The organism is Rahnella sp. PD12R (genome assembly GCF_019200965.1).
Taxonomy (GTDB): domain Bacteria; phylum Pseudomonadota; class Gammaproteobacteria; order Enterobacterales; family Enterobacteriaceae; genus Rahnella; species Rahnella laticis.
This window is the reverse complement of sequence record NZ_JAHTMS010000007.1, coordinates 320,730-339,736: the sequence shown is the minus strand read 5'-3', so window position 1 is coordinate 339,736 and position 19,007 is coordinate 320,730. Positions and strand designations below refer to the sequence as shown.

Genomic DNA, 19,007 nt, shown 5'->3' with positions numbered 1-19,007 from the left:
GTGATGGAAAAGGAACTGTCTGAACGCGCTAACGCCCCGCGTCGGGTCGTGGTGACCGGTTACGGCGCCGTCACGCCGCTGGGCATGAATGCCGCAGAAAGCTGGGCGGCGATCATGGCGTACAAACCGGGTTATCAGTACTGCGACAAATCGGCGGCCGGAATCAAATCGCGCTTCTACGGGCTGATTGAAAACGAGCCAGTATTAAAAAATGTACCGGCGGCCATCCGCCGTCGCCTGCCGCGTTATGCCCGCCTGACACTCGCGTCGGCGCAGGAAGCCATGAAAATGGCCTTCGGTGATGAACATCCGGAACAGCATTATGACCTGCTGGACTGCGGCGCAATTATGGGCACCGGCTGGGCGGGGCAGGATGAAACGCAGGTGCATTACGACGATTTTCTGCGTACCGGTATGGGTTCGCCGTTCGGCTGTTTCTTCTCGATGCCAAGTTCTGCCACGGCGGCGGTCAGCCTGCTGTGGGGCCTGCGTGGCTATCAGAATACGACAATCGCGGCCTGTGCTACCGGCACCATGGCGGTCGGCGATGCGTTTGAACTGATCCGCAACGGGCGGGCAAAAATGATGCTCGCCGGGGCGGGGGAATCGCTGCGCTCGGATTCGGCGGTCTGGAATATCGACGTACTTGGCGCGCTGGCCAGCGAACAGGAAGAAATCACCCGTGCCTGCTGCCCGTTCAGCCTCGACCGCAACGGGTTTGTGCTCAGCGAAGGCGCGGCGGTGCTGTGTCTGGAAGATCGCGAAACCGCGCTGGCGCGGGGCGCGACTATCCTCGGCGAGATTTGCGGATACGGGAATTTCTCCGACGCCTTTGACTTTACCGCACCGGCAGCCGACAAAATTGCGCGGGTGCAGACCATCCGGCATGCGCTGGATCAGGCGGGCATCGCGGCCAGCCAGCTCGATTACATCAACGCGCACGGTACGTCCACGCCGCTTAACGATCTCAACGAAACCGAAGCGATCAAAATGGCGCTGGGCGATGAAGTGGCTTACGCCACGCCGTGTTCGAGCACCAAATCCTATACCGGTCACCTGATTGGCGCGGCGGGCAGTTTTGAAACCATCGTCTGTCTCCAGGCGCTGGCGCACCAGATTATGCCGGCGACCTGCAATCTGAATAACCCGGATCCGGCGTGCGATCTGGATTACATCCCGAACCAGCACCGTCCGGCGCAGATCAGTACCACCCTGAACCTGAGCTTTGGTTTTGGCGGGGCGAACGCGGCGCTGGTGATCAGCCGGGGGCAATAATGTCGTTTATTTACAGCCTGCGCGATGCCGAAACGTGGGCGAAGTTTTCCGGTGATTACAACCCGATTCATTTTGATCACGCCGAAGCGAAACGGCTGGGGCTGGACGGTTTATGCGTTCACGGCATGCGCGCGATGCTCGATATCAAAACGGCGCTGAGCGCCCGGATGGAAAACGATGCGTCCGGCGCTGACGGCTTCAGTTTCGTCAGCCGCCTGCGCGAACCGGTGCTTTGCGATGAGCCGTACCAGCTGGCGCTGAGTGAAACGGTGCGCCGCGGACACATGCAGATAAGCGGCAATCTGCTGGGCAAAGAGGCCTTCGCGCAGGCCAGTATCAGCAGCAAACTGACCGGCACCGGTGGCGTAAATTTAGCGCCGGTGGCGCAGACGTTTTCACTTTCTGCGCAAACCCTGAGGTCGTTTTATCAGGATTTCCCGCACGGGGGAAAACCGGTGGCGGTCTGGAATTTTATGGACGCGGTGCTGTTTCGCCAGCTTGTTCAGTCGTCCGGCACGCTCGACACCGTGCGCAGCATTTTGCCGGAAGTCAGGGCGGCCTGCCTGAGCGAGGTTTTCAGCCAGGTTCAGGTGGTGCAAACGCATCATGAGACCCGTTTTTCACGTTCGTTGCTGGCGGCGGGCACAGAAACGGCGTGCTGCGAAGCTTTTGATTACGCCGTGCTGCCGACGCTGGTGACCGGCGATAAGCATTCGGGGCTGATTTTGCTCGCCAGCCTTCAGGCATGGCGCGGCGCTGAACCGCTCATGACGGTGACCGTCACGCTCAAAACCGGGCCGCTGAAAGCCTGAATAAAAATATTAATTCAAGATTCAATTTTAAAAAAAAACACACACCAACATAATGATATTAAAGGACTAAAAAATGGCTCAATACGATGAAGTTTATGAAAAAGTTAGCGAGATGCTGTGCGATGCGAAAGACCTGGAACCTGATGCCTTAACGCCTGACTCACCGCTTCACCAGCTCAAGCTGGACAGTCTGGATTATGTTGAGCTGATGGTGCTGGCGAAAAAGGAATTTGGCGTGTCGGTGGAAGCCGAATTGTTCGTCAATAATCCGCAAATTTCGCTGCGCGAATTGTGCCAGTACCTCAGCGATAACAGTAAATAAGCCATGCAGGATAAATGGATCCTCGTGACCGGCGGAAGCCGTGGCATCGGTCGTGCCACGGTGATGCGGCTGGCAAAAGACTGGAATGTCGTTTTCACCTGGCAGAACAGCCAGAAGGAAAGCGATGAGCTGGAGCAGGCGTGTGCCGGATTGCCGGGTTCGGTAGAAGGGCATCAGTGCGATGGCCGCGATGAACAGGCGGTGGCAGCGCTGTCCGCTGAGCTGCTGGCGCGTCTGGGCGCGCCGCATGCGGTGGTTCACAATGCCGGGATTACGCTCGATGCGTTGCATATTCATCAGACCAGCGAAAACTGGCACAAAGTGATGGATACCAACCTGAATGCCATCTTTTACTGGAACCAGCAATTACTGGAACCGATGATGTTGCAGGGCGGCGGCTCGGTGGTGATGATGTCATCCGTCACCGGCATTAAAGGCAACAGCGGCCAGACGGCGTATGCCGCCACCAAAGCTGCGATGATCGGCGTCAGCCGGACGCTTTCCATCGAACTGGGGCGTTTTGGCGTGCGGGTTAACTGCCTGTTGCCGGGGTATATCCGCACGGAAATTCTCGATGCCGTGCCGAAAGACGTGCTGTCGGGGATCCGTAAAACGATTCCGCTCAAACGCTTTGGTCAGCCGGAAGAAGTGGCTGGCGCGGTATCCTGGCTGGTCAGTGATGACAGTGCTTATATGACCGGCCAGACACTGGTTCTGGACGGCGGTCTTTCCGCCTGAGTTTTTCCCCGCCTTTTTCCGCTGTGTAATCAGGACGCTATGCGTCCTGATTTTGTTTGATTTCCCCACCCTCGTCTTGCCGTTCTCCGTCAGATTTTTCCTCTGCTTTGCCACATTCTGGCCATTGCGTGATCAGTTACCGCCATTTGTTTGCCCCTTTGTTTGCACAATGAAAAATAAATGTTCACACGATGAAAAAACCACCGAATAAGGCTAAGAAAATTCCTTACCGCTTACAGGGTTTTTTCGCCAATAAAACCTGATAAAAAACAGACAAATATGTCAGCTTTTAGGATGTTTTTCAGCGATTAATCATTCAAAGCTATCGGTAAGACCGGTAAATTCCTTATATTTCCGTGCGGTTTATTATTTACTTACTCAGCCTGTGTTATTTTCCTTATGATGATATAACTAACCTCACCTATACTCTGCTTCAGGGGCTTTTTATTATCGGTTTACATTTCGTGAGGTGAGCGAATCGCATATATATAGCGCAACGGCTTTAGATGTTTTTTTGAACATTATTAATTTTTTTGCAGGAGGTGTGAGCGTCTTATTAGTGACATTGGGTATTTAAACAAGGAGCAGAAGTTAACCTTTCACTTGCAAGGATTAGCCTGAAAACAAATAAATGTTAACAGACTTTATTTGTTGGGTTGGGTGAACGATAACCTTATCTCAGATAACATACAGAGGAACAGGCACTATGAAAAATCGTAAATATTTGACCCCGTCCGAAGTGGAGAAACTGCTCGAGGCCACGCTGCATGGCAGGCACGCGGAGCGTGATTATTGCCTGATCTGGATGTGCTTTATCCACGGCTGCCGGGTCAGTGAGATCAGCAACTGGCGGCTGTCCGACATCGATATGGAGGGCAACAATATTTATATCCACCGTTTAAAAAATGGTTTTTCTACGGTTCATCCTCTTTATATGAGAGAAAGGAAATCTCTCCGGCTTTGGCTCAATAAAAGGCAGCAATATCGGGGCGCGGATTCAGACTGGTTGTTTTTATCAAACCGTGGCGCGAAATTATCCCGGCAGAGAATTTACTGGTTAATTCGTAATTATAGTGAGGCCGCTAATCTCACTATTAATGCCCATCCTCATATGTTAAGACATGGCTGCGGATTTGCGCTTGCCGATCGCGGAATAGATACCCGGTTAATCCAGGATTATTTAGGTCACCGGAATATTCAGAACACCGTTTTATATACCGCCAGCAATGCTCAGCGGTTTAAAGAAGTGTGGTAAATAACATGTAATTAATTATTACAATGGAGTCATTTTGAACTAAATTGGAGCCTATCCTAGTGAGAGCGTAAATCTCTGTCAATACTGTAAATTCCTCCCCGCCAAAATTCACATTAATTAACGTTTTTTCAATAAGTTACTGTCGTAAAAACTATTTCCTCGCCATTTTTATCTCTCGGTTTTTTCTTATATCCCGTTGCTGTGGCTATTTCTTGTCTGCGACATCTCTCAGTTTAACCAGATAAAAACACTATAAATATTAAAACATCTGGATTTAATGACTGTTGATTTCAGTTTTTTTGGTGGTTATCACCAAAGGAGTCACTTTAGTTCAAAATGAATCGTTTGGTTTAGAACGTTAACCTGACCAAACGCTTTATTAAATGGAGTGGAACTCCATGAACTAAATAAAGGAATGGCAGATGGTTTTGTCAAAAACAATTCGATTACACCCTGAAGGTGTATCGACAGCAATATGTTAATAGGAAAAATATCGTGAAAAAGAATCTTCTTGTTGTTGCCCTGATGGCTGCTTCCGCTTTTGCTTCTTCAGCTTTCGCAGCTGATGGCGCAGTAAACTTCACCGGCACCATCACTGATGCAGCTTGTACTGTTGATACAGCTTCTAAAGACCAGAACGTCTTCCTGGGCAATATCGCACGTACAGCTTTCCCGGTTGCAGGCACCCTGGCTGCACCTAAGAAGTTCACTCTGGTTCTGACTGACTGCCCGGACACTGTAACTGGTGCAACCGTACGTTTCGACGGCAACCAGGTTTCTGGTGATAACAGCATTCTGGCACTGACCGCTGGCGACACTACCGCGACTGGCGTAGGTATCCAGATTTCTGACAACCAGAACAAAGTTGTTCCACTGTACGAAGACTCCTCTGTATACCCGCTGGTCAGCACTGGCGCTAACAACCTGGACTTCTCTGCACGTTACATCTCCCTGACTGACGCTGTAACTGTCGGTGATGCAAACGGCGTGACTCAGTTCACCGTTGTTTATCAATAAGTCTTACTGATCGCCTGGCGATCAGATAAGTCAGACCAGGGGCTCCAGAGCCTCTGGTCTGTTTGAACCCTTGGTCTACATGAATCCCAAAGACAGGTTGAATCACCATGAATAAATGGCGCGTCACAGCGGTGGCAGCACTATTAATGACATTCGCGTCTGCGGCGCAGGCAGGCATCGTCGTGGGCGGAACACGTCTGATTTATGACGGCGGAAAAAAAGAAGCGTCGATCAATATCAGTAACCCGGATCACACGCCGTATCTCATTCAGTCCTGGGTCGATGGCGCCCTGACCGAAACGGGTGCGCAGGGTGAAAAGGCACCTTTTATCGTCACGCCACCTTTGTTCCGTCTTGATGGCAACCAGCAAAATATCCTGCGAGTCGTTCGCGCGGGCGGCAATTTGCCGGACAACAAAGAATCGCTCTACTGGCTGAACATTAAATCGATTCCTTCAGCTGAGAAAAAAGAAAACACCCTGCAAATCGCGGTGAAAACACGCATCAAACTGATTTACCGCCCGGCGGCCGTGAAGGACTCGCTGGAAGACGCCGCTAAAACGCTGACCTGGAAACGCGTCGGTAACAACCTGCAGGTGACCAACCCTTCTGCACATTACATCACTTTCTTCAATGTGAAGATTAACGGCACTGCCGTGAAAGAAGCCACGATGGTTGCACCGCAATCAAGCGCCACCTTTGCCGTTCCTGCATTGAACGGCGGCGCACTGAGCTGGCAGTTCATTAACGACTACGGCGGTACCAGCAAGCCGTTAGTGGCAACACTCTGATCTGCGCCGTCGCCGGATAAGCTTTGCTGTGCGGGCAGGACAAGGGATGGAGGGTGCACCAGTCATTCTGGTTGCGTTGAAAAATGGAATTATACGAATGAACAAAAAACCGAAGAATAAGACTTCGACCGGCTTTAAACGCTCCCGGATTGCCTGGCTGGTTTCCTGTCAGTTCGCAATGTTAATGGGCGGTGCAGGAATGGCCAGTGCGGCGGAATATTTCAACCCGGCATTACTGGAAATTGATAACCCTGCACAGGGAAAAGCCGATCTTTCTGTTTTTGAAGAAGGGGACTTGCAGCCACCGGGCACGTACCGCGTTGATATTTATCTCAATGGTTCGATGGTCGATACCAAAGACGTCGTATTTTCACTCGTCACAAACAGCTCGGGCAAAAAGAGCCTTCAGCCTTGTCTGAGCACCGAAATGCTCAAAGAGATGGGCGTCAGAACGGGGATGTATCCGGGCATTGCGGCCACGGATGAGTGCGCCAACTTTACCGGCGAAATCCCTCAGTCTTCTGCGGCACTGCGTTTTGATCAGCAACGGCTGGATCTGAGCATTCCTCAGGCCTCACTCAATTCTCAGGCGCGCGGCTACGTGTCTCCTGACAAATGGGATTCGGGTATTCCGGCGTTCCTGATGAACTACAGCTTCAGCGGCGCGAATACCGAAGCGCGTAACAGCGACACCCGTAATTCCGATACCTACTACCTGAATCTGCGTTCCGGCGCGAATCTGGGTGCCTGGCGTTTGCGTAACTATTCGACCTGGAACCGCGACAGCAAAGGGACCGATCACTGGGATTCCATTAATACGTATTTGCAGCGCGATATTCAGGTGCTCAAAAGCCAGCTGACGCTCGGTGACAGCAACTCACCGACGGAAGTTTTTGATACCGTGCCATTCCGCGGGGTTCAGCTGGCAACGGATGACGACATGTTGCCCGACAGCATGAAAGGCTATTCGCCGGTCGTGCGCGGGATTGCGCGCAGTAACGCACAGGTCACGATCCGCCAGAACGGTTACGTCATTTACCAGAGCTACGTGCCAGCGGGTGCGTTTGCGATTTCCGACCTGTACCCGACGGCGGGCAGTGGTGACCTGAATGTGACCATTAAAGAAGCTGACGGCAGCGAGCAGAATCTGGTGGTGCCGTTCGCCTCGGTGCCGGTGCTCCAGCGTGAAGGCCATCTGAAATACAGCTTCACCAGCGGTCAGTACCGTTCTTACAGCAGCGATGTTGAGAAGACGCCGTTCACGCAGGGCACGGCCATTTATGGTTTATCCCACGGCGCAACGGTGTACGGCGGTTTGCAGGCAGCGAGTAAATATCAGTCACTGGCAATGGGACTCGGGCAAAACCTCGGCGCTATCGGCGCCTTGTCGGCGGACGTGACGCAGGCCTGGACCAAGCAGGAAGATAACCCGAAAGACAGCGGTCAGTCATACCGTGTGCGCTACGGTAAAAGCTTCGTTGAATCGGGCACGAACTTCAGCCTGGCCAGTTACCGTTATTCCACGCAGGGCTTCTATACCCTGAAAGAGGCGCTGGAAAGCTATTCCGGCGGCAACGGCTATTACTCCGATCATAAGAAGAGCCGCGCAGAACTGACGCTGAGCCAGAACTTATGGGAAAAAGCCGGTGCGATGTCCCTGAGCCTGGTGAAAGAGGAATACTGGAATAACAACCGTTCTACCGAGTCTGCCAGCGTGGGTTACAACAACACCTGGAAAGGCGTTTCTTATGGCCTCAACTACACCTACAACCGCAACGGCACTGACAGTAACGGTAACCGCACGTATTACACCGACCAGATTGTCGCGGTCAATATCAGCGTGCCGCTGGGTCAGTGGCTGGCGGGCAGTTATGCCACGTACAACCTCAACACCAGCAAAAACGGCAACACCACGCAAAACGTCGGTCTGAGCGGAACCACACTGGCGGATAACAACCTGAACTACAGCATCAATCAGGGTTATGGCAGCCAGGGGCAGGGTTCCAACGGGTACGCGAGTGCGGACTACAAAGGCGGTTATGGCGAAGTTAACGCCGGTTACGGTTACGACAACAGCCAGCGTCGCATGGATTACGGCCTGCAGGGCGGCATTCTGGTGCATGAAAACGGCGTGACGTTATCGCAACCGCTGAGCGAAACCATTGTTCTGGTGAAAGCGCCGGGCGCGGATGGCGTCAGCATTGCCAGCAACACCGGTGTTAAAACCGACTGGCGAGGTTATGCGGTGGTGCCGTATGCCACGGCGTACCGTCGCAACCAGATTTCACTCGATACCGCAACGTTACCGGACGACGTCGATATGACGCTGACCAGTACGGCGGTGATCCCGACCCGCGGCGCGGTGGTGCGTGCGGACTTCGATCCTAACGTCGGCCAGCGTGTCCTGATGACCCTGACCCGTGCCGATGGCCAGCCGGTTCCGTTTGGTGCAATGGCGACCAACAGCACCGGTAAAAACGGCAACAGCAGCATCGTGGGCGACAGCGGGCAAGTGTATCTGTCCGGTCTGGCCGATGCAGGCAAGCTGGATGTGAAATGGGGCAGCGGCGCGTCACAAGCGTGTCAGGTGAATTACACCCTGTCTGAGCAGCCTGCCGGTTCGGGGATTCAGATGATTAACGGAGCCTGCCGGTGAGGGGAAATACGGAAATGAATAATCAACATTCTGAGCAGTCAGTGGAAAGGGAAAACGTACAAATGGCGTCTGAAATCATTCATCCCCGCATCTCTTTCTGGGGAAAAACCTGCGCGCTGGTCTGTTTCAGCCTGTCGGTCTGGGCGATGAGCAGCACTGCGCAGGCGGCGAGCTGTTCGCCAACGGACGGCACCAAAACCTATAACTTTCCCATGGATTATCTGCTGAGTGACCCGGCACAGAACACCGCCGGGATGGTGAAGCCGGACGCGTTTACCTGGAACCTTACCGGAAACTATAACGTCACCTGTTCCTGTACCGGCAGCTACACCGGCGCATACGCGACCGCCAAAGTACCGGACACCGGCATGGTCTACAGCGACGGTACGCTGAATTATTACGCGATCAACGATTACCTCGCGGTGGCCAGTAAGGTGTACATCGCCGGGAAGGTGAATGACTTCATCGCGACGCCTTTTGACGGGCGCAGCAACCTCAATACGGCGACCAGTTGCGACAGATACCCGTACGCGACAGGGTCCAGAGGCTCGGTGTCATTGTACTTCCGCCGTCCTTTTGTCGGTGTCCAGACTATCCCTCTGACGAAAATTGTTGATGTGTATATCGCGACCGATGCCACGACGCAGTCCCCGACGCCGGTATCCACCGTCTGGATGAGCGGAACGGTCACCGTGCCGCAGTCCTGTGTGATCAACGGCGGCGGTGTGATCACCGTGCCTTTCGGCGACATCATGTCGGGGGATATTTCCACCAAAGGCGAGATGGCGAAAAACTTCACGCCGAAGAATGTCGCCTTTAACGTCGCCTGTACCAACATCTCAGACGGGGTTCAGGTCAGCCTTTCCTTCCAGGGCACGCCGGATGGAAACGATCCGACCGCGCTGGCGACCACTAACGGCGATGTGGCAGTGCGACTTCAGGATGCGGCGGGCAAAACCGTTGCGCCAGTGAGTGGTTTCCTGCCGCTGAACATGGATTACACCTCTCAGGTGGGAACATCGGAAATCAACTTATATCCGTTTAACACCACGGGGAAAATGCCAGATACCGGAAACTTCACGGCAACGGCCACGATCCGCGCTGAAATTCAGTAATGCCTGCGCCCGAAGCGCAGCGTGACTGACAGAGGAAAGATAAGGAAATAAGTACGATGAACTCTCAACGGAATAAACAGCAGATTGTGACGGCGCTGGTGCTGGGTGCGGCTTTTGTCCTGGCCTCACAGGTCGCGAAAGCCGACACCATCATGAATATTACCGGCAACATCAAGGCGTCGCCGTGCACGATCAACGTGCCGGCCGGCGGGCTGAATGTCGATCTGGGGCAAAACATCCAGGCGGCCAGCCTGGTGGCTCCGGGTGCAGCGTCGGACTGGAAATCATTTTCCATCGCGCTGACCGCCTGCCCGACGTCAACCGCGACAGTGACCCTGACGATGAACGGTACACAGGATGACGCTGACAACACGTTGTATGCCAATGCCGGTACGGCGGGAAACGCGCAAATCGAAGTGCAAAACAGCGAGGGAACGCGTCTGGGTAACGCCGTTCAGTATACAAAAAATATTGATGCGGCCAGCCGTGGTACTGAATTCGACCTGCAGGCCCGCGCGTATACCGTTAACGGCAATGTGACGCCGGGAACGATAAGCGGTGTGCTGCTGGCGACGTTTATCTACGAATAACGTCGCACGGCACGTTCACTTACCACGATTTTCAACATGACTTTTTTTAACGTGAAAACAGGAAATAACATGAAAGGACTTATGAAAACTTCATCACTGGCGCTGGTCATTTTTGCTGGCCTGAGCCAGAGCAGCTTTGCAGATCCGACACAAATCAACATCAACGGCACGGTCGTGGCCTCTGCCTGTACCGTCGATAATGCCGGTGCGCCGGTGCAGGTGACGCTCGATACGCTGGAAGCCACTGCGCTGGCGACCGCGGGCGAATCAGGTGGATGGAAAACGTTTGATCTGAAGCTGATTAACTGCCCGGCAACCACGACCGTCAGCACCGCGACTTTCGCCGGTACGCCTGCCACGGCGAATGCCAACCTGTACACCAATACCGGTACAGCGACCAACGTAGAAGTAGAACTGCAAAACACGGCAGGTAAGCAGTTGGGTAACGGCGCGACCTACGCGGTAGATGTTGATGCCAGCACCCATGAAGTGGTCTACCCGTTGCAGGCCCGCGCGTACACGACCGCCGGTTCTGTCATGCCAGGCACGATCATCGGTTCTGTTCAGGCCACCTTTACCTACCAGTAACGGCGGGCGGGCACGGGCCGTCATGGGAGACATTCAATGAAGCCAATAAAAAGTATTCAGGGCGTTGTGCTGCTGGCAGTGGCGGTCAGTGCGGCCACTGCTAACGCCGCAGATCTGAATATCAACGGGAAAGTCGTCAGCAGCCCGTGCATTGTGGATACCGCGTCAGTCAGCCGCGATGTGGATTTTGGTCAGCTCATTATCAAAAAGGACCTGGCGACGGCAGGTGCGGGCGGTGACTGGAAATCCTTTGAGGTCAGGCTGAACAATTGCCCTGCGACGGTTTCCAGCGTCATCGCTAATTTCACCGGCACCCCGGCGCAGGAAGACGCGACGCTTTACAGCAACAGCGGAACGGCCACCCACGTTGGCGTGCAACTGGTCACCGATGCCGATAAAACGGTGGTACTGGCGCCCGGAAGTCAGTTAAGCGCCGATGTCGATGCGCAGAGAAGTGCGGTATACGAGCTGGCCGCGCGGCCTTACACCACGAGCGGCGAGGTTACCGCTGGCTCACTGGTGAGCCTGACACAAATCAACTTTACCTATCAGTAAGATCGCCATCTTTCCCGTCTGTCACCGGAGGGGCAGGCGGGAAAGGGCACTCATAAAGTGGTGAACAATGGATGTTGTTCACCAGAAGGGAATTCGTTTCGTGCAATCGGGCACGGAAAGGATCACTGAAAATACAAGGAAGACATTATGAACAGTTTAAACAGCGTCAGATTTCATCAGCATGCCTTCATTTCTGCGGCCGCGGCCGCCTATCCGCAGGGGGCGTTCATTATGGATGCCTGCCCGGTCACCGCGCTGGGCGTGAAAAAAATGCTGGTCGAATCCGCCGGGATCACCGGACCTTTTACCTATGTTCAGTCGCTTGCCGCCATCCCGGAGAAAATCGCCGACGCACCCCCTGCGTTGCTGATTATGGATATTTGCGGTGAAAAGGAATCAGTGCTCGACGGGTTACGCCTGCTTTCCCAGATCGTGGCGTCCAGTCCGGCCATGAAAATTGTGATTTGTACGGACTACAGTGACCACCGGATCCTCGAACTTCTGGCATCGTCCGGGGCACACGGCCTGCTGCTCAAAAATGAGCCGGTGCTGGCGCTGGAACAATGCGTCACCGAAGTGCTGGCCGGTGCAACACAGTGGTTAAGCCCGCGTGCGCGGCAAATTCTCTCCGGTGCCCGACAGACAACGCCACTCACCGCCCGTGAGCTGGACGTTCTCGCGTATCTGTTCTCTGGTCTGAGTGTTTCGCGGGTCGCGCAAACACTCCACCGGGATATCCGCACTGTCAGCACGCATAAGCGCAATGCAATGATGAAACTGGGGTTTCACAATGACAGCGAGCTCTTTGCCCAGGGGACGTGGATGGCCAAAATCGGCCCGTCCGCGATCATGTAATTTCAGATGACTGAGCCACGAGCCGGGAATTTATTCCCGGCAAGTCAGGGAGCTACACCATGATTCACGCCCACATCAAACCCCGGACAATCGCCCTGATGGACAGCCATCCGCTGACGCTTTCCGGGCTGTCCTATCTGGTTAACTCCATCGACGAGACCTGTGATATCCGCATGGAAGAGACCAGTCTGGGCCGCATTGCAGAAGGCCTGATGTACCAGTCGGTGGACATTCTGATCACCGATCTTCATGGTTATCAGGAAAGTATTCAGGAAGGGCAGGAAATTCTCCAGCGCCTGAGCCTGCAATTTCCCCAGCTGATTATCGTGGTATATACGCTGTGTCGCGACGCAGACAAACTGAAAAAATTGCTCAAATTCAGCAATATCAGCCTGATTGCGCGCGGAGAGTCGCCGGTGATTACCGATGATTTATTCCGTCATGCGCTGGCGAAAAAGAAAGTGTTAAGCCCGCTGATCTGCTGCACGTTAGCCGAGCAGGATGTAGCCAGTCAGCGCACCGGATTCCGGCCGACGCAAAGCGAGAATGAGATCATCAAATATCTGCTCAACGGCATGAGCCTCAGCCAGATTGCGGAATTGAAAAATCTCAGCATCAAAACCGTCAGTGCGCATAAATGTAATGTCATGCGTAAGCTGCACATCACGACCGATGCGGAATTGTTCCTGCTGCTCAAAAATGGCATGTGAACTGAGGGGGATTTAGCCATCCCCGCTACATGGATTAGTCCGGTGAGCCGCGTACTGCGGCGCCTGACGGGCAGAAACGTAAAAAGGTAACGCCCGTTATATGGTGATTGACCGGAAACGCCCGGCGTTACTGGCGGTATAAATAACCGTGTTCTGAATATTCCTGTGCCCGAGATAATCCTGAATCAGCCGGGTATCGCAGCCGGTATCTGCCAGCGCATAACCGCAGGCGTGTCTGAGCATATGCGGATGAACCGCCACGTTAATTCCCGCGTCTTCGCCGTATTTACGGAACAAACGATAGAGTTGTTGTCGCGACAGCTGCCCGCCATGACGGGAAAGAAATAACCATTCTGAGTCGGCATCCAGATATTGTGACCGAATTTCAAGCCATTCTTTAATAAAAGTCATCTCCCTGTCCTGAATGGGATGCTGAACAGAGAACCCGTTTTTGAGGCGGGTGATATAAATTATCTTGGTCGAAAGCTCAATGTCCTTAACCCGTAAATTAGCCAGCTCGCTAACACGAAGGCCGTGAATAAAACACATTAATAACATGCATTTATCGCGCACTTTATTGACGCCTGTCGAAACGGTACCGACGAGTTTCTCCATCTCAACCTGAGTTAAGTACTTTCTCCCACTCATATTTTTTCTATCCTTGATTAATTGCAGATGATTTATGTTCTTACGGGGCTGTTTAAGTCCCGGAACAAAGACAGGGTAAGGGATGTTATTTTTTTACCGGCGAGCTTTTTCGCAGACAGTTCCACAAATGTCAGTCATGCATGATCAGGGAAATATCAGAAAAAACGGTAATGTAATAATATCGTCTGAAATCAACGTGAAAGAAAACTCATTTTTTCAGGACGATTAACGGTGGTTTTTGTTAATGAATTTTACACAGCAGTGCTATCCACAAAATAAAAACTAATCAGTTTGGCGCAGCGATTCTAACGTTTAAACTTCTCAAAAAGGAAGGACGCATATGCTATTTTTTGATCATTGAATAAGAATAAACCCACATAAAGTCAGTGAATTCCTAAAATAGTCCCCTCCGCTCTCAGGTTCTTCAAGACATTTATCCATTTGATTTAGTAAACAGACCTCAAAACCTGCCTCTTTTCCATCCATAAGACTTAGCCGCTTTTGTCATGCTATGCATGAAATTGTGCCCGTCGCTCTTTGCGCCGGGTAAATGCTGACAGGAAACACCGGTGGCTGAAGACAGCGATCTCGAAAAAACAGAAGCCCCCACATCCCACAGGCTGGAAAAAGCCCGTGAAGAAGGGCAAATCCCGCGTTCGCGCGAACTGACCTCGATGCTGATGCTCGGGGGCGGTTTGACGTTGCTGTGGGTTTCCGGTGAATCGATGGCGCGTCAGCTGGGTGTGATGATTTCGCAGGGGCTGAAGTTTGATCACGGCATGGTCAGCGATGATCGCCAGGTGTTGCAGCAAATGGCGACACTGCTGGGCCGCGCTGTCTGGGCGTTATTGCCGGTTATCGGCGGCCTGATCCTGATTGCCCTGGCCGCGCCGCTGTTGCTCGGCGGGCTGATGTTCAGTGGGAAATCATTTGCCCCGAAATTCAGCCGCATGGATCCGATTGCCGGATTTAAGCGTTTGTTCTCCGGTCAGGTGCTGGCCGAACTGCTCAAGGCCATCCTGAAAGCGCTGCTGGTCGGCTCTGTCGCCGGTTTTTATGTGTGGCACAAATGGCCGGACATGATGCGGCTGATGGCGCAGCCGACAATCCCCGCACTCGGCGAAGCGCTGAATATGGTGGCGTTCTGCGGGCTGATGGTGGTTCTCGGGTTAACGCCGATGGTGGCGTTCGACGTGTTCTGGCAAATCTGGAGCAACCTGAAAAAACTGCGCATGAGTAAGCAGGATATCCGCGACGAGCATAAAAGTCAGGAAGGCGATCCGCATGTTAAAGGCCGTATCCGCCAGCAACAGCGCGCCATGGCACGCCGACGCATGATGGCCGATGTGCCGAAAGCCGACGTTATTGTGACCAACCCGACGCACTACGCCGTCGCATTGCAGTACAGCGAAAACAAAATGAGCGCACCGAGAGTGCTGGCGAAAGGCGCGGGCGACGTGGCGCTGCGCATTAAAGAGCTGGGTGCCGAACACAAAATTCCGATGCTGGAAGCGCCGCCGCTGGCGCGTGCGCTTTACCGGCACAGTGAAATTGGTCAGCAAATCCCGACCGCGCTGTACGCCGCGGTTGCTGAAGTTCTGGCCTGGGTTTATCAGCTTAAACGCTGGAAGCGCGAAGGCGGACTGATCCCGAAAAAACCTCAACATTTGCCAGTGCCTGACGGTCTGGATTTTGCAGGAGAAAGTGATACCCATGGCTAATCTGGCCGCGATGCTGCGTTTACCCGCCAACTTTAAGTCCGGACAATGGCAGGTTCTGGCAGGCCCAATCCTCATCCTGATGATCCTGTCGATGATGGTGCTGCCTTTACCGCCGTTCCTTCTCGACTTGTTGTTCACGTTCAACATTGCGCTGTCCATCATGGTGTTGCTGGTGGCGATGTTCACCCAGCGGACGCTCGATTTTGCGGCTTTCCCGACCATCCTGCTGTTCTCAACCTTATTGCGTCTGTCGCTCAACGTCGCCTCCACGCGTGTGATCTTACTCGAAGGTCACACCGGCGGCGCGGCGGCGGGGCGGGTTATCGAAGCGTTCGGCCACTTCCTGGTCGGTGGTAACTTCGCCATCGGTATCGTGGTGTTTATCATCCTGGTGCTGATTAACTTTATGGTTATCACCAAAGGTGCCGGGCGTATCGCCGAAGTTGGCGCGCGTTTCGTCCTCGACGGGATGCCGGGTAAACAGATGGCGATCGACGCCGACCTCAACGCCGGTTTAATTGGCGAAGACGAAGCGAAAAAACGCCGCAGCGATGTTACGCAGGAAGCAGACTTCTACGGTTCGATGGACGGTGCGAGTAAGTTCGTGCGCGGTGACGCCGTTGCCGGTCTGATGATCATGATCATCAACGTGGTCGGCGGCCTGCTGGTGGGTGTTCTTCAACACGGTATGGATCTCGGCCACGCCGCAGAAAGTTATACCTTGCTGACCATCGGTGACGGTCTGGTCGCGCAGATCCCTGCATTGGTAATCTCCACCGCTGCCGGTGTCATCGTGACCCGCGTCGGCACCAATCAGGACGTCGGCGAGCAGATGGTCACCCAGCTGTTCCGTAATCCGCGCGTCATGATGCTGAGTGCCGGTGTTCTCGGGCTGCTCGGCATGGTGCCGGGCATGCCAAACCTGGTTTTCCTGCTGTTCACCGGCGCTTTACTGGCGCTGGCGTGGTGGACGCGTGGTCAGGAGCAGAAAGCTCCTGCGGCAAAAGAAGTGGCACCGTCGGCAGCCGACAGCGGCAAACAGCTGGTGGAAGCCAGCTGGTCAGACGTACAGCTTGAAGATCCGCTGGGCATGGAAGTGGGCTACCGCCTGATTCCGATGGTGGACTTTGCGCAAAACGGCGAACTGCTGGGGCGTATCCGCAGTATCCGTAAGAAATTCGCGCAGGAAATGGGGTATTTGCCGCCGGTGATCCACATCCGCGACAACCTCGAACTGCCACCTGCCGGTTACCGCATTCTGATGAAAGGCGTCGAAATCGGTACAGGGACCGCACATCCGGGGCGTTGGATGGCGATCAATCCGGGTAACGCCATTGGCGAACTGCCGGGTGAACCGACGGTCGATCCGGCGTTCGGGCTGGCGGCGGTGTGGATTGAACCGTCGATGCGCGAACAGGCACAAATTCAGGGCTTCACCGTGGTGGAAGCCAGTACCGTAGTGGCGACGCACCTCAATCACCTGATCAGCCTGCACGCCAAAGAACTGTTTGGCCGCCAGGAAACGCAGGAACTGATGGAACGCGTCACCAAGGAAATGCCGAAGCTGACGGAAGATTTCATTCCGGGCGTGATTTCCCTGACCAACATGCACAAGGTGCTGCAAAATCTGTTGTCCGAACGCGTGTCGATTCGCGACATGCGCACGATTGTCGAAACGCTGGCGGAATACGCACCAAATCAGCCTGATCCGAACGAACTGACGGCTGTGGTGCGCGTCGCGCTGGGCAGGGCGATTACTCAGCAATGGTTCCCGGGTAACGGCGAAGTCCAGGTTATCGGGCTGGATACCGCGCTTGAACGCCTGCTGTTACAGGCGCTGCAAAGCGGCGGCGGATTAGAACCGGGGCTGGCCGATCGTCTGTTAACGCAATCGGAAGCCGCGTTACAGCGTCAGGATATGCTCAGCGCGCCACCGGTCCTGCTGGTGAATCACGCGCTGCGTCCGCTGTTGTCGCGCTTCCTGCGCCGCTCACTGCCGCAGATTGTGGTGATGTCGAATCTCGAAATGACCGACAGCCGCCAGATCCGCATGACCGCTACCATTGGTGGTGAATAAGATGCTTCGCACCGCGCTGCTCGTCCTCAGCCTGATAAGCCTGCCTGCCGTTGCCGCGTCAGGTTCCTGGTCTGATACCCAGCGCGGCGTAACGCTGCAAAACCGGGGCGTGATGATGTCGTCACCGCCGCTGGCCGCCGCAGATTCCGCGCCGGTCAGGCAAAAAAGTTCGGCGACGATCACCACGGTCAGCTGGAAATATGAAGTGCTCGGCGCAAGACCGGCAGGGTTACAGGTGAAACTCTGCAACACCCTGAATCACTGCGTGGGGCTGGATGCGGACAGCGGTACGACGCGTTCGTTTTACGGCCAGACCGCCAGCTCCCCGCTGCGGTTTGTGTATTTCGTCACTGGAAATGGGGCGATGAATACGCCGCTACGGGTGATCGGGAATCAGGTCATTGTGAATTACCGGTGAGCCACCGGGGGCTTATAACGGAGGACCGGGAAAGTTTCGGTTTTTCACTCGCCGTGAGGGCTGGCGGATGACCGGGAAAGTTTCGGTTTTTCACTCGCCGTGGGGGCTGGCGGATAACCGAGAAAGTTTCGGTTTTTCACTCGCCGTGAGGGCTGGCGGATGACCGAGAAAGTTTCGGTTTTTCAATAACTGTGATCACTTAACTTCCTGCGCCGAAACCGACAAAAGAGGGCTATGACGAGCCCTCTTTTGAATCTCCGCGTCTTTTTTACTGCGCGCTATCGCTCGCTGGCTATGTTTCAGCAACTACAGTTATTGCCGCGAAAACTTGCCGCTGCGCGGTTCCCTCGCTCGGTGTTACTCGGCCTGCGGCCTCGCCCTTCGGGTCGTCACTTCGTGACGCTGTCTCGCTTCGCTCGGCTCGAGCCACAGGTCTCGAAACACTTCACTCGGCAAGCTTTCTGAAAGCGGCCAGAAGCTTTAAAAAAGATAAAATAGCATTACGTTCTTTAGATCAAAAACGGTGAGGTTGCGAATTAGAAAGCTGTGGCCGCTTTCAAAAATCACGCTGAAAGGAGAGGTGGAAAACCGCGTATCTTTTCGCGCGGTTTGTAATCCGACTGGAAGGAACCGCGCAGCGGCGGGATTTTGCGGCAATAGCCGGAGCTGCTGGAAAATAGCCAGCGAGCGGTAGCGCGCAGTGAAAGAGCCCGGGATTTTCAAGGGGCGCGGCGATAGGCGCTCCTTGAAGCCAGTTTGGGTGGCAACCCAAGGTCTTGAACTTGACCTCAGAGCCAGTTTAGGTGGCAACCCAAGGTCTTGATTTATCAGATGCGATCACTGCAATTAAGAAACCGAAACCTG

General features: G+C 54.1%; 19 protein-coding genes and 1 other RNA gene. 17 read left to right on the top strand and 3 right to left on the bottom strand.

What is annotated here, in order from left to right; genetic code table 11:
• Positions 1-3 precede the first annotated feature (3 nt).
• The 14 genes from KWG64_RS16290 to KWG64_RS16225 all read left to right on the top strand — a co-directional run bounded on the left by KWG64_RS16290 (position 4) and on the right by KWG64_RS16225 (position 13,279).
• Positions 4-1,275, top strand: a complete 1,272-nt coding sequence (locus KWG64_RS16290) for a beta-ketoacyl synthase (protein WP_195814591.1) — start codon at positions 4-6, stop codon at positions 1,273-1,275.
• Positions 1,275-2,087: a MaoC/PaaZ C-terminal domain-containing protein gene (locus tag KWG64_RS16285; RefSeq protein WP_218522449.1), complete on the top strand. Its 813-nt coding sequence runs from the start codon at positions 1,275-1,277 to the stop codon at positions 2,085-2,087. The genes KWG64_RS16290 and KWG64_RS16285 overlap by 1 nt, the downstream gene beginning before the upstream one ends.
• Positions 2,088-2,160: 73 nt before the next feature.
• Entirely contained in the window at positions 2,161-2,409 is a 249-nt protein-coding gene (locus KWG64_RS16280) for an acyl carrier protein (protein WP_195814593.1), read from the top strand.
• 3 nt (positions 2,410-2,412) lie between these two features.
• Positions 2,413-3,147: an SDR family NAD(P)-dependent oxidoreductase gene (locus KWG64_RS16275; protein ID WP_218522448.1), complete on the top strand. Its 735-nt coding sequence runs from the start codon at positions 2,413-2,415 to the stop codon at positions 3,145-3,147.
• Positions 3,148-3,853: 706 nt separating this feature from the next.
• The gene (locus KWG64_RS16270; protein WP_195814595.1) at positions 3,854-4,402 is read left to right on the top strand and encodes a tyrosine-type DNA invertase; all 549 of its coding nucleotides are present in this window, start codon (positions 3,854-3,856) and stop codon (positions 4,400-4,402) included.
• A gap of 495 nt (positions 4,403-4,897) precedes the next feature.
• The gene (locus tag KWG64_RS16265; protein ID WP_152325878.1) at positions 4,898-5,419 is read left to right on the top strand and encodes a fimbrial protein; all 522 of its coding nucleotides are present in this window, start codon (positions 4,898-4,900) and stop codon (positions 5,417-5,419) included.
• A gap of 107 nt (positions 5,420-5,526) precedes the next feature.
• Positions 5,527-6,210, top strand: coding sequence for a molecular chaperone (locus KWG64_RS16260; RefSeq protein ID WP_195814596.1), 684 nt, complete (start codon positions 5,527-5,529; stop codon positions 6,208-6,210).
• Positions 6,211-6,307: 97 nt separating this feature from the next.
• A complete protein-coding gene (locus KWG64_RS16255; RefSeq protein ID WP_218522447.1) occupies positions 6,308-8,866 on the top strand; it encodes a fimbria/pilus outer membrane usher protein in 2,559 nt (852 codons plus the stop codon).
• Between the two features lie 14 nt (positions 8,867-8,880).
• A complete protein-coding gene (locus KWG64_RS16250; protein ID WP_255562202.1) occupies positions 8,881-9,981 on the top strand; it encodes a fimbrial protein in 1,101 nt (366 codons plus the stop codon).
• A gap of 56 nt (positions 9,982-10,037) precedes the next feature.
• Positions 10,038-10,571, top strand: a complete 534-nt coding sequence (locus KWG64_RS16245) for a fimbrial protein (protein WP_218522446.1) — start codon at positions 10,038-10,040, stop codon at positions 10,569-10,571.
• A gap of 69 nt (positions 10,572-10,640) precedes the next feature.
• On the top strand, positions 10,641-11,159 hold the full coding sequence (locus KWG64_RS16240; RefSeq protein ID WP_218522445.1) for a fimbrial protein: 519 nt from the start codon (positions 10,641-10,643) through the stop codon (positions 11,157-11,159).
• 36 nt (positions 11,160-11,195) lie between these two features.
• The gene (locus tag KWG64_RS16235) at positions 11,196-11,714 is read left to right on the top strand and encodes a fimbrial protein (RefSeq protein WP_218522444.1); all 519 of its coding nucleotides are present in this window, start codon (positions 11,196-11,198) and stop codon (positions 11,712-11,714) included.
• A gap of 147 nt (positions 11,715-11,861) precedes the next feature.
• On the top strand, positions 11,862-12,569 hold the full coding sequence (locus KWG64_RS16230; protein ID WP_255562201.1) for a response regulator transcription factor: 708 nt from the start codon (positions 11,862-11,864) through the stop codon (positions 12,567-12,569).
• A gap of 59 nt (positions 12,570-12,628) precedes the next feature.
• Positions 12,629-13,279 (top strand): LuxR C-terminal-related transcriptional regulator, encoded by a 651-nt coding sequence (locus tag KWG64_RS16225; RefSeq protein WP_195814601.1) that lies wholly within the window; start codon positions 12,629-12,631, stop codon positions 13,277-13,279.
• 96 nt (positions 13,280-13,375) lie between these two features.
• Here the strand turns inward: KWG64_RS16225 and KWG64_RS16220 are convergent, their stop codons facing one another.
• On the bottom strand, positions 13,376-13,945 hold the full coding sequence (locus KWG64_RS16220; protein ID WP_255562206.1) for a tyrosine-type DNA invertase: 570 nt from the start codon (positions 13,943-13,945) through the stop codon (positions 13,376-13,378).
• A 551-nt stretch (positions 13,946-14,496) separates the two neighbouring features.
• Between KWG64_RS16220 and flhB the strand changes: the two genes are divergently transcribed.
• The 3 genes from flhB to KWG64_RS16205 are packed head-to-tail and all read left to right on the top strand — an operon-like array spanning position 14,497 to position 18,143.
• Positions 14,497-15,648 carry a flagellar biosynthesis protein FlhB gene (flhB, locus tag KWG64_RS16215; RefSeq protein ID WP_152325887.1) on the top strand — a complete coding sequence of 384 codons (1,152 nt, stop codon included), beginning with the start codon at positions 14,497-14,499 and terminating at the stop codon, positions 15,646-15,648.
• A complete protein-coding gene (flhA, locus tag KWG64_RS16210) occupies positions 15,641-17,725 on the top strand; it encodes a flagellar biosynthesis protein FlhA (protein WP_218522443.1) in 2,085 nt (694 codons plus the stop codon). The genes flhB and flhA overlap by 8 nt, the downstream gene beginning before the upstream one ends.
• Position 17,726: 1 nt before the next feature.
• Positions 17,727-18,143, top strand: a complete 417-nt coding sequence (locus KWG64_RS16205; protein WP_195823050.1) for a flagellar protein FlhE — start codon at positions 17,727-17,729, stop codon at positions 18,141-18,143.
• A 358-nt stretch (positions 18,144-18,501) separates the two neighbouring features.
• On the opposite strand, the gene KWG64_RS16200 is transcribed toward KWG64_RS16205, so the two are convergent.
• Together KWG64_RS16200 and KWG64_RS16195 are read right to left on the bottom strand one after the other, a co-directional pair.
• Positions 18,502-18,583: non-coding RNA, RtT sRNA (locus KWG64_RS16200), on the bottom strand.
• Positions 18,584-18,623: 40 nt separating this feature from the next.
• Positions 18,624-18,953, bottom strand: coding sequence for a hypothetical protein (locus tag KWG64_RS16195; protein ID WP_218522442.1), 330 nt, complete (start codon positions 18,951-18,953; stop codon positions 18,624-18,626).
• Positions 18,954-19,007: the final 54 nt, after the last annotated feature.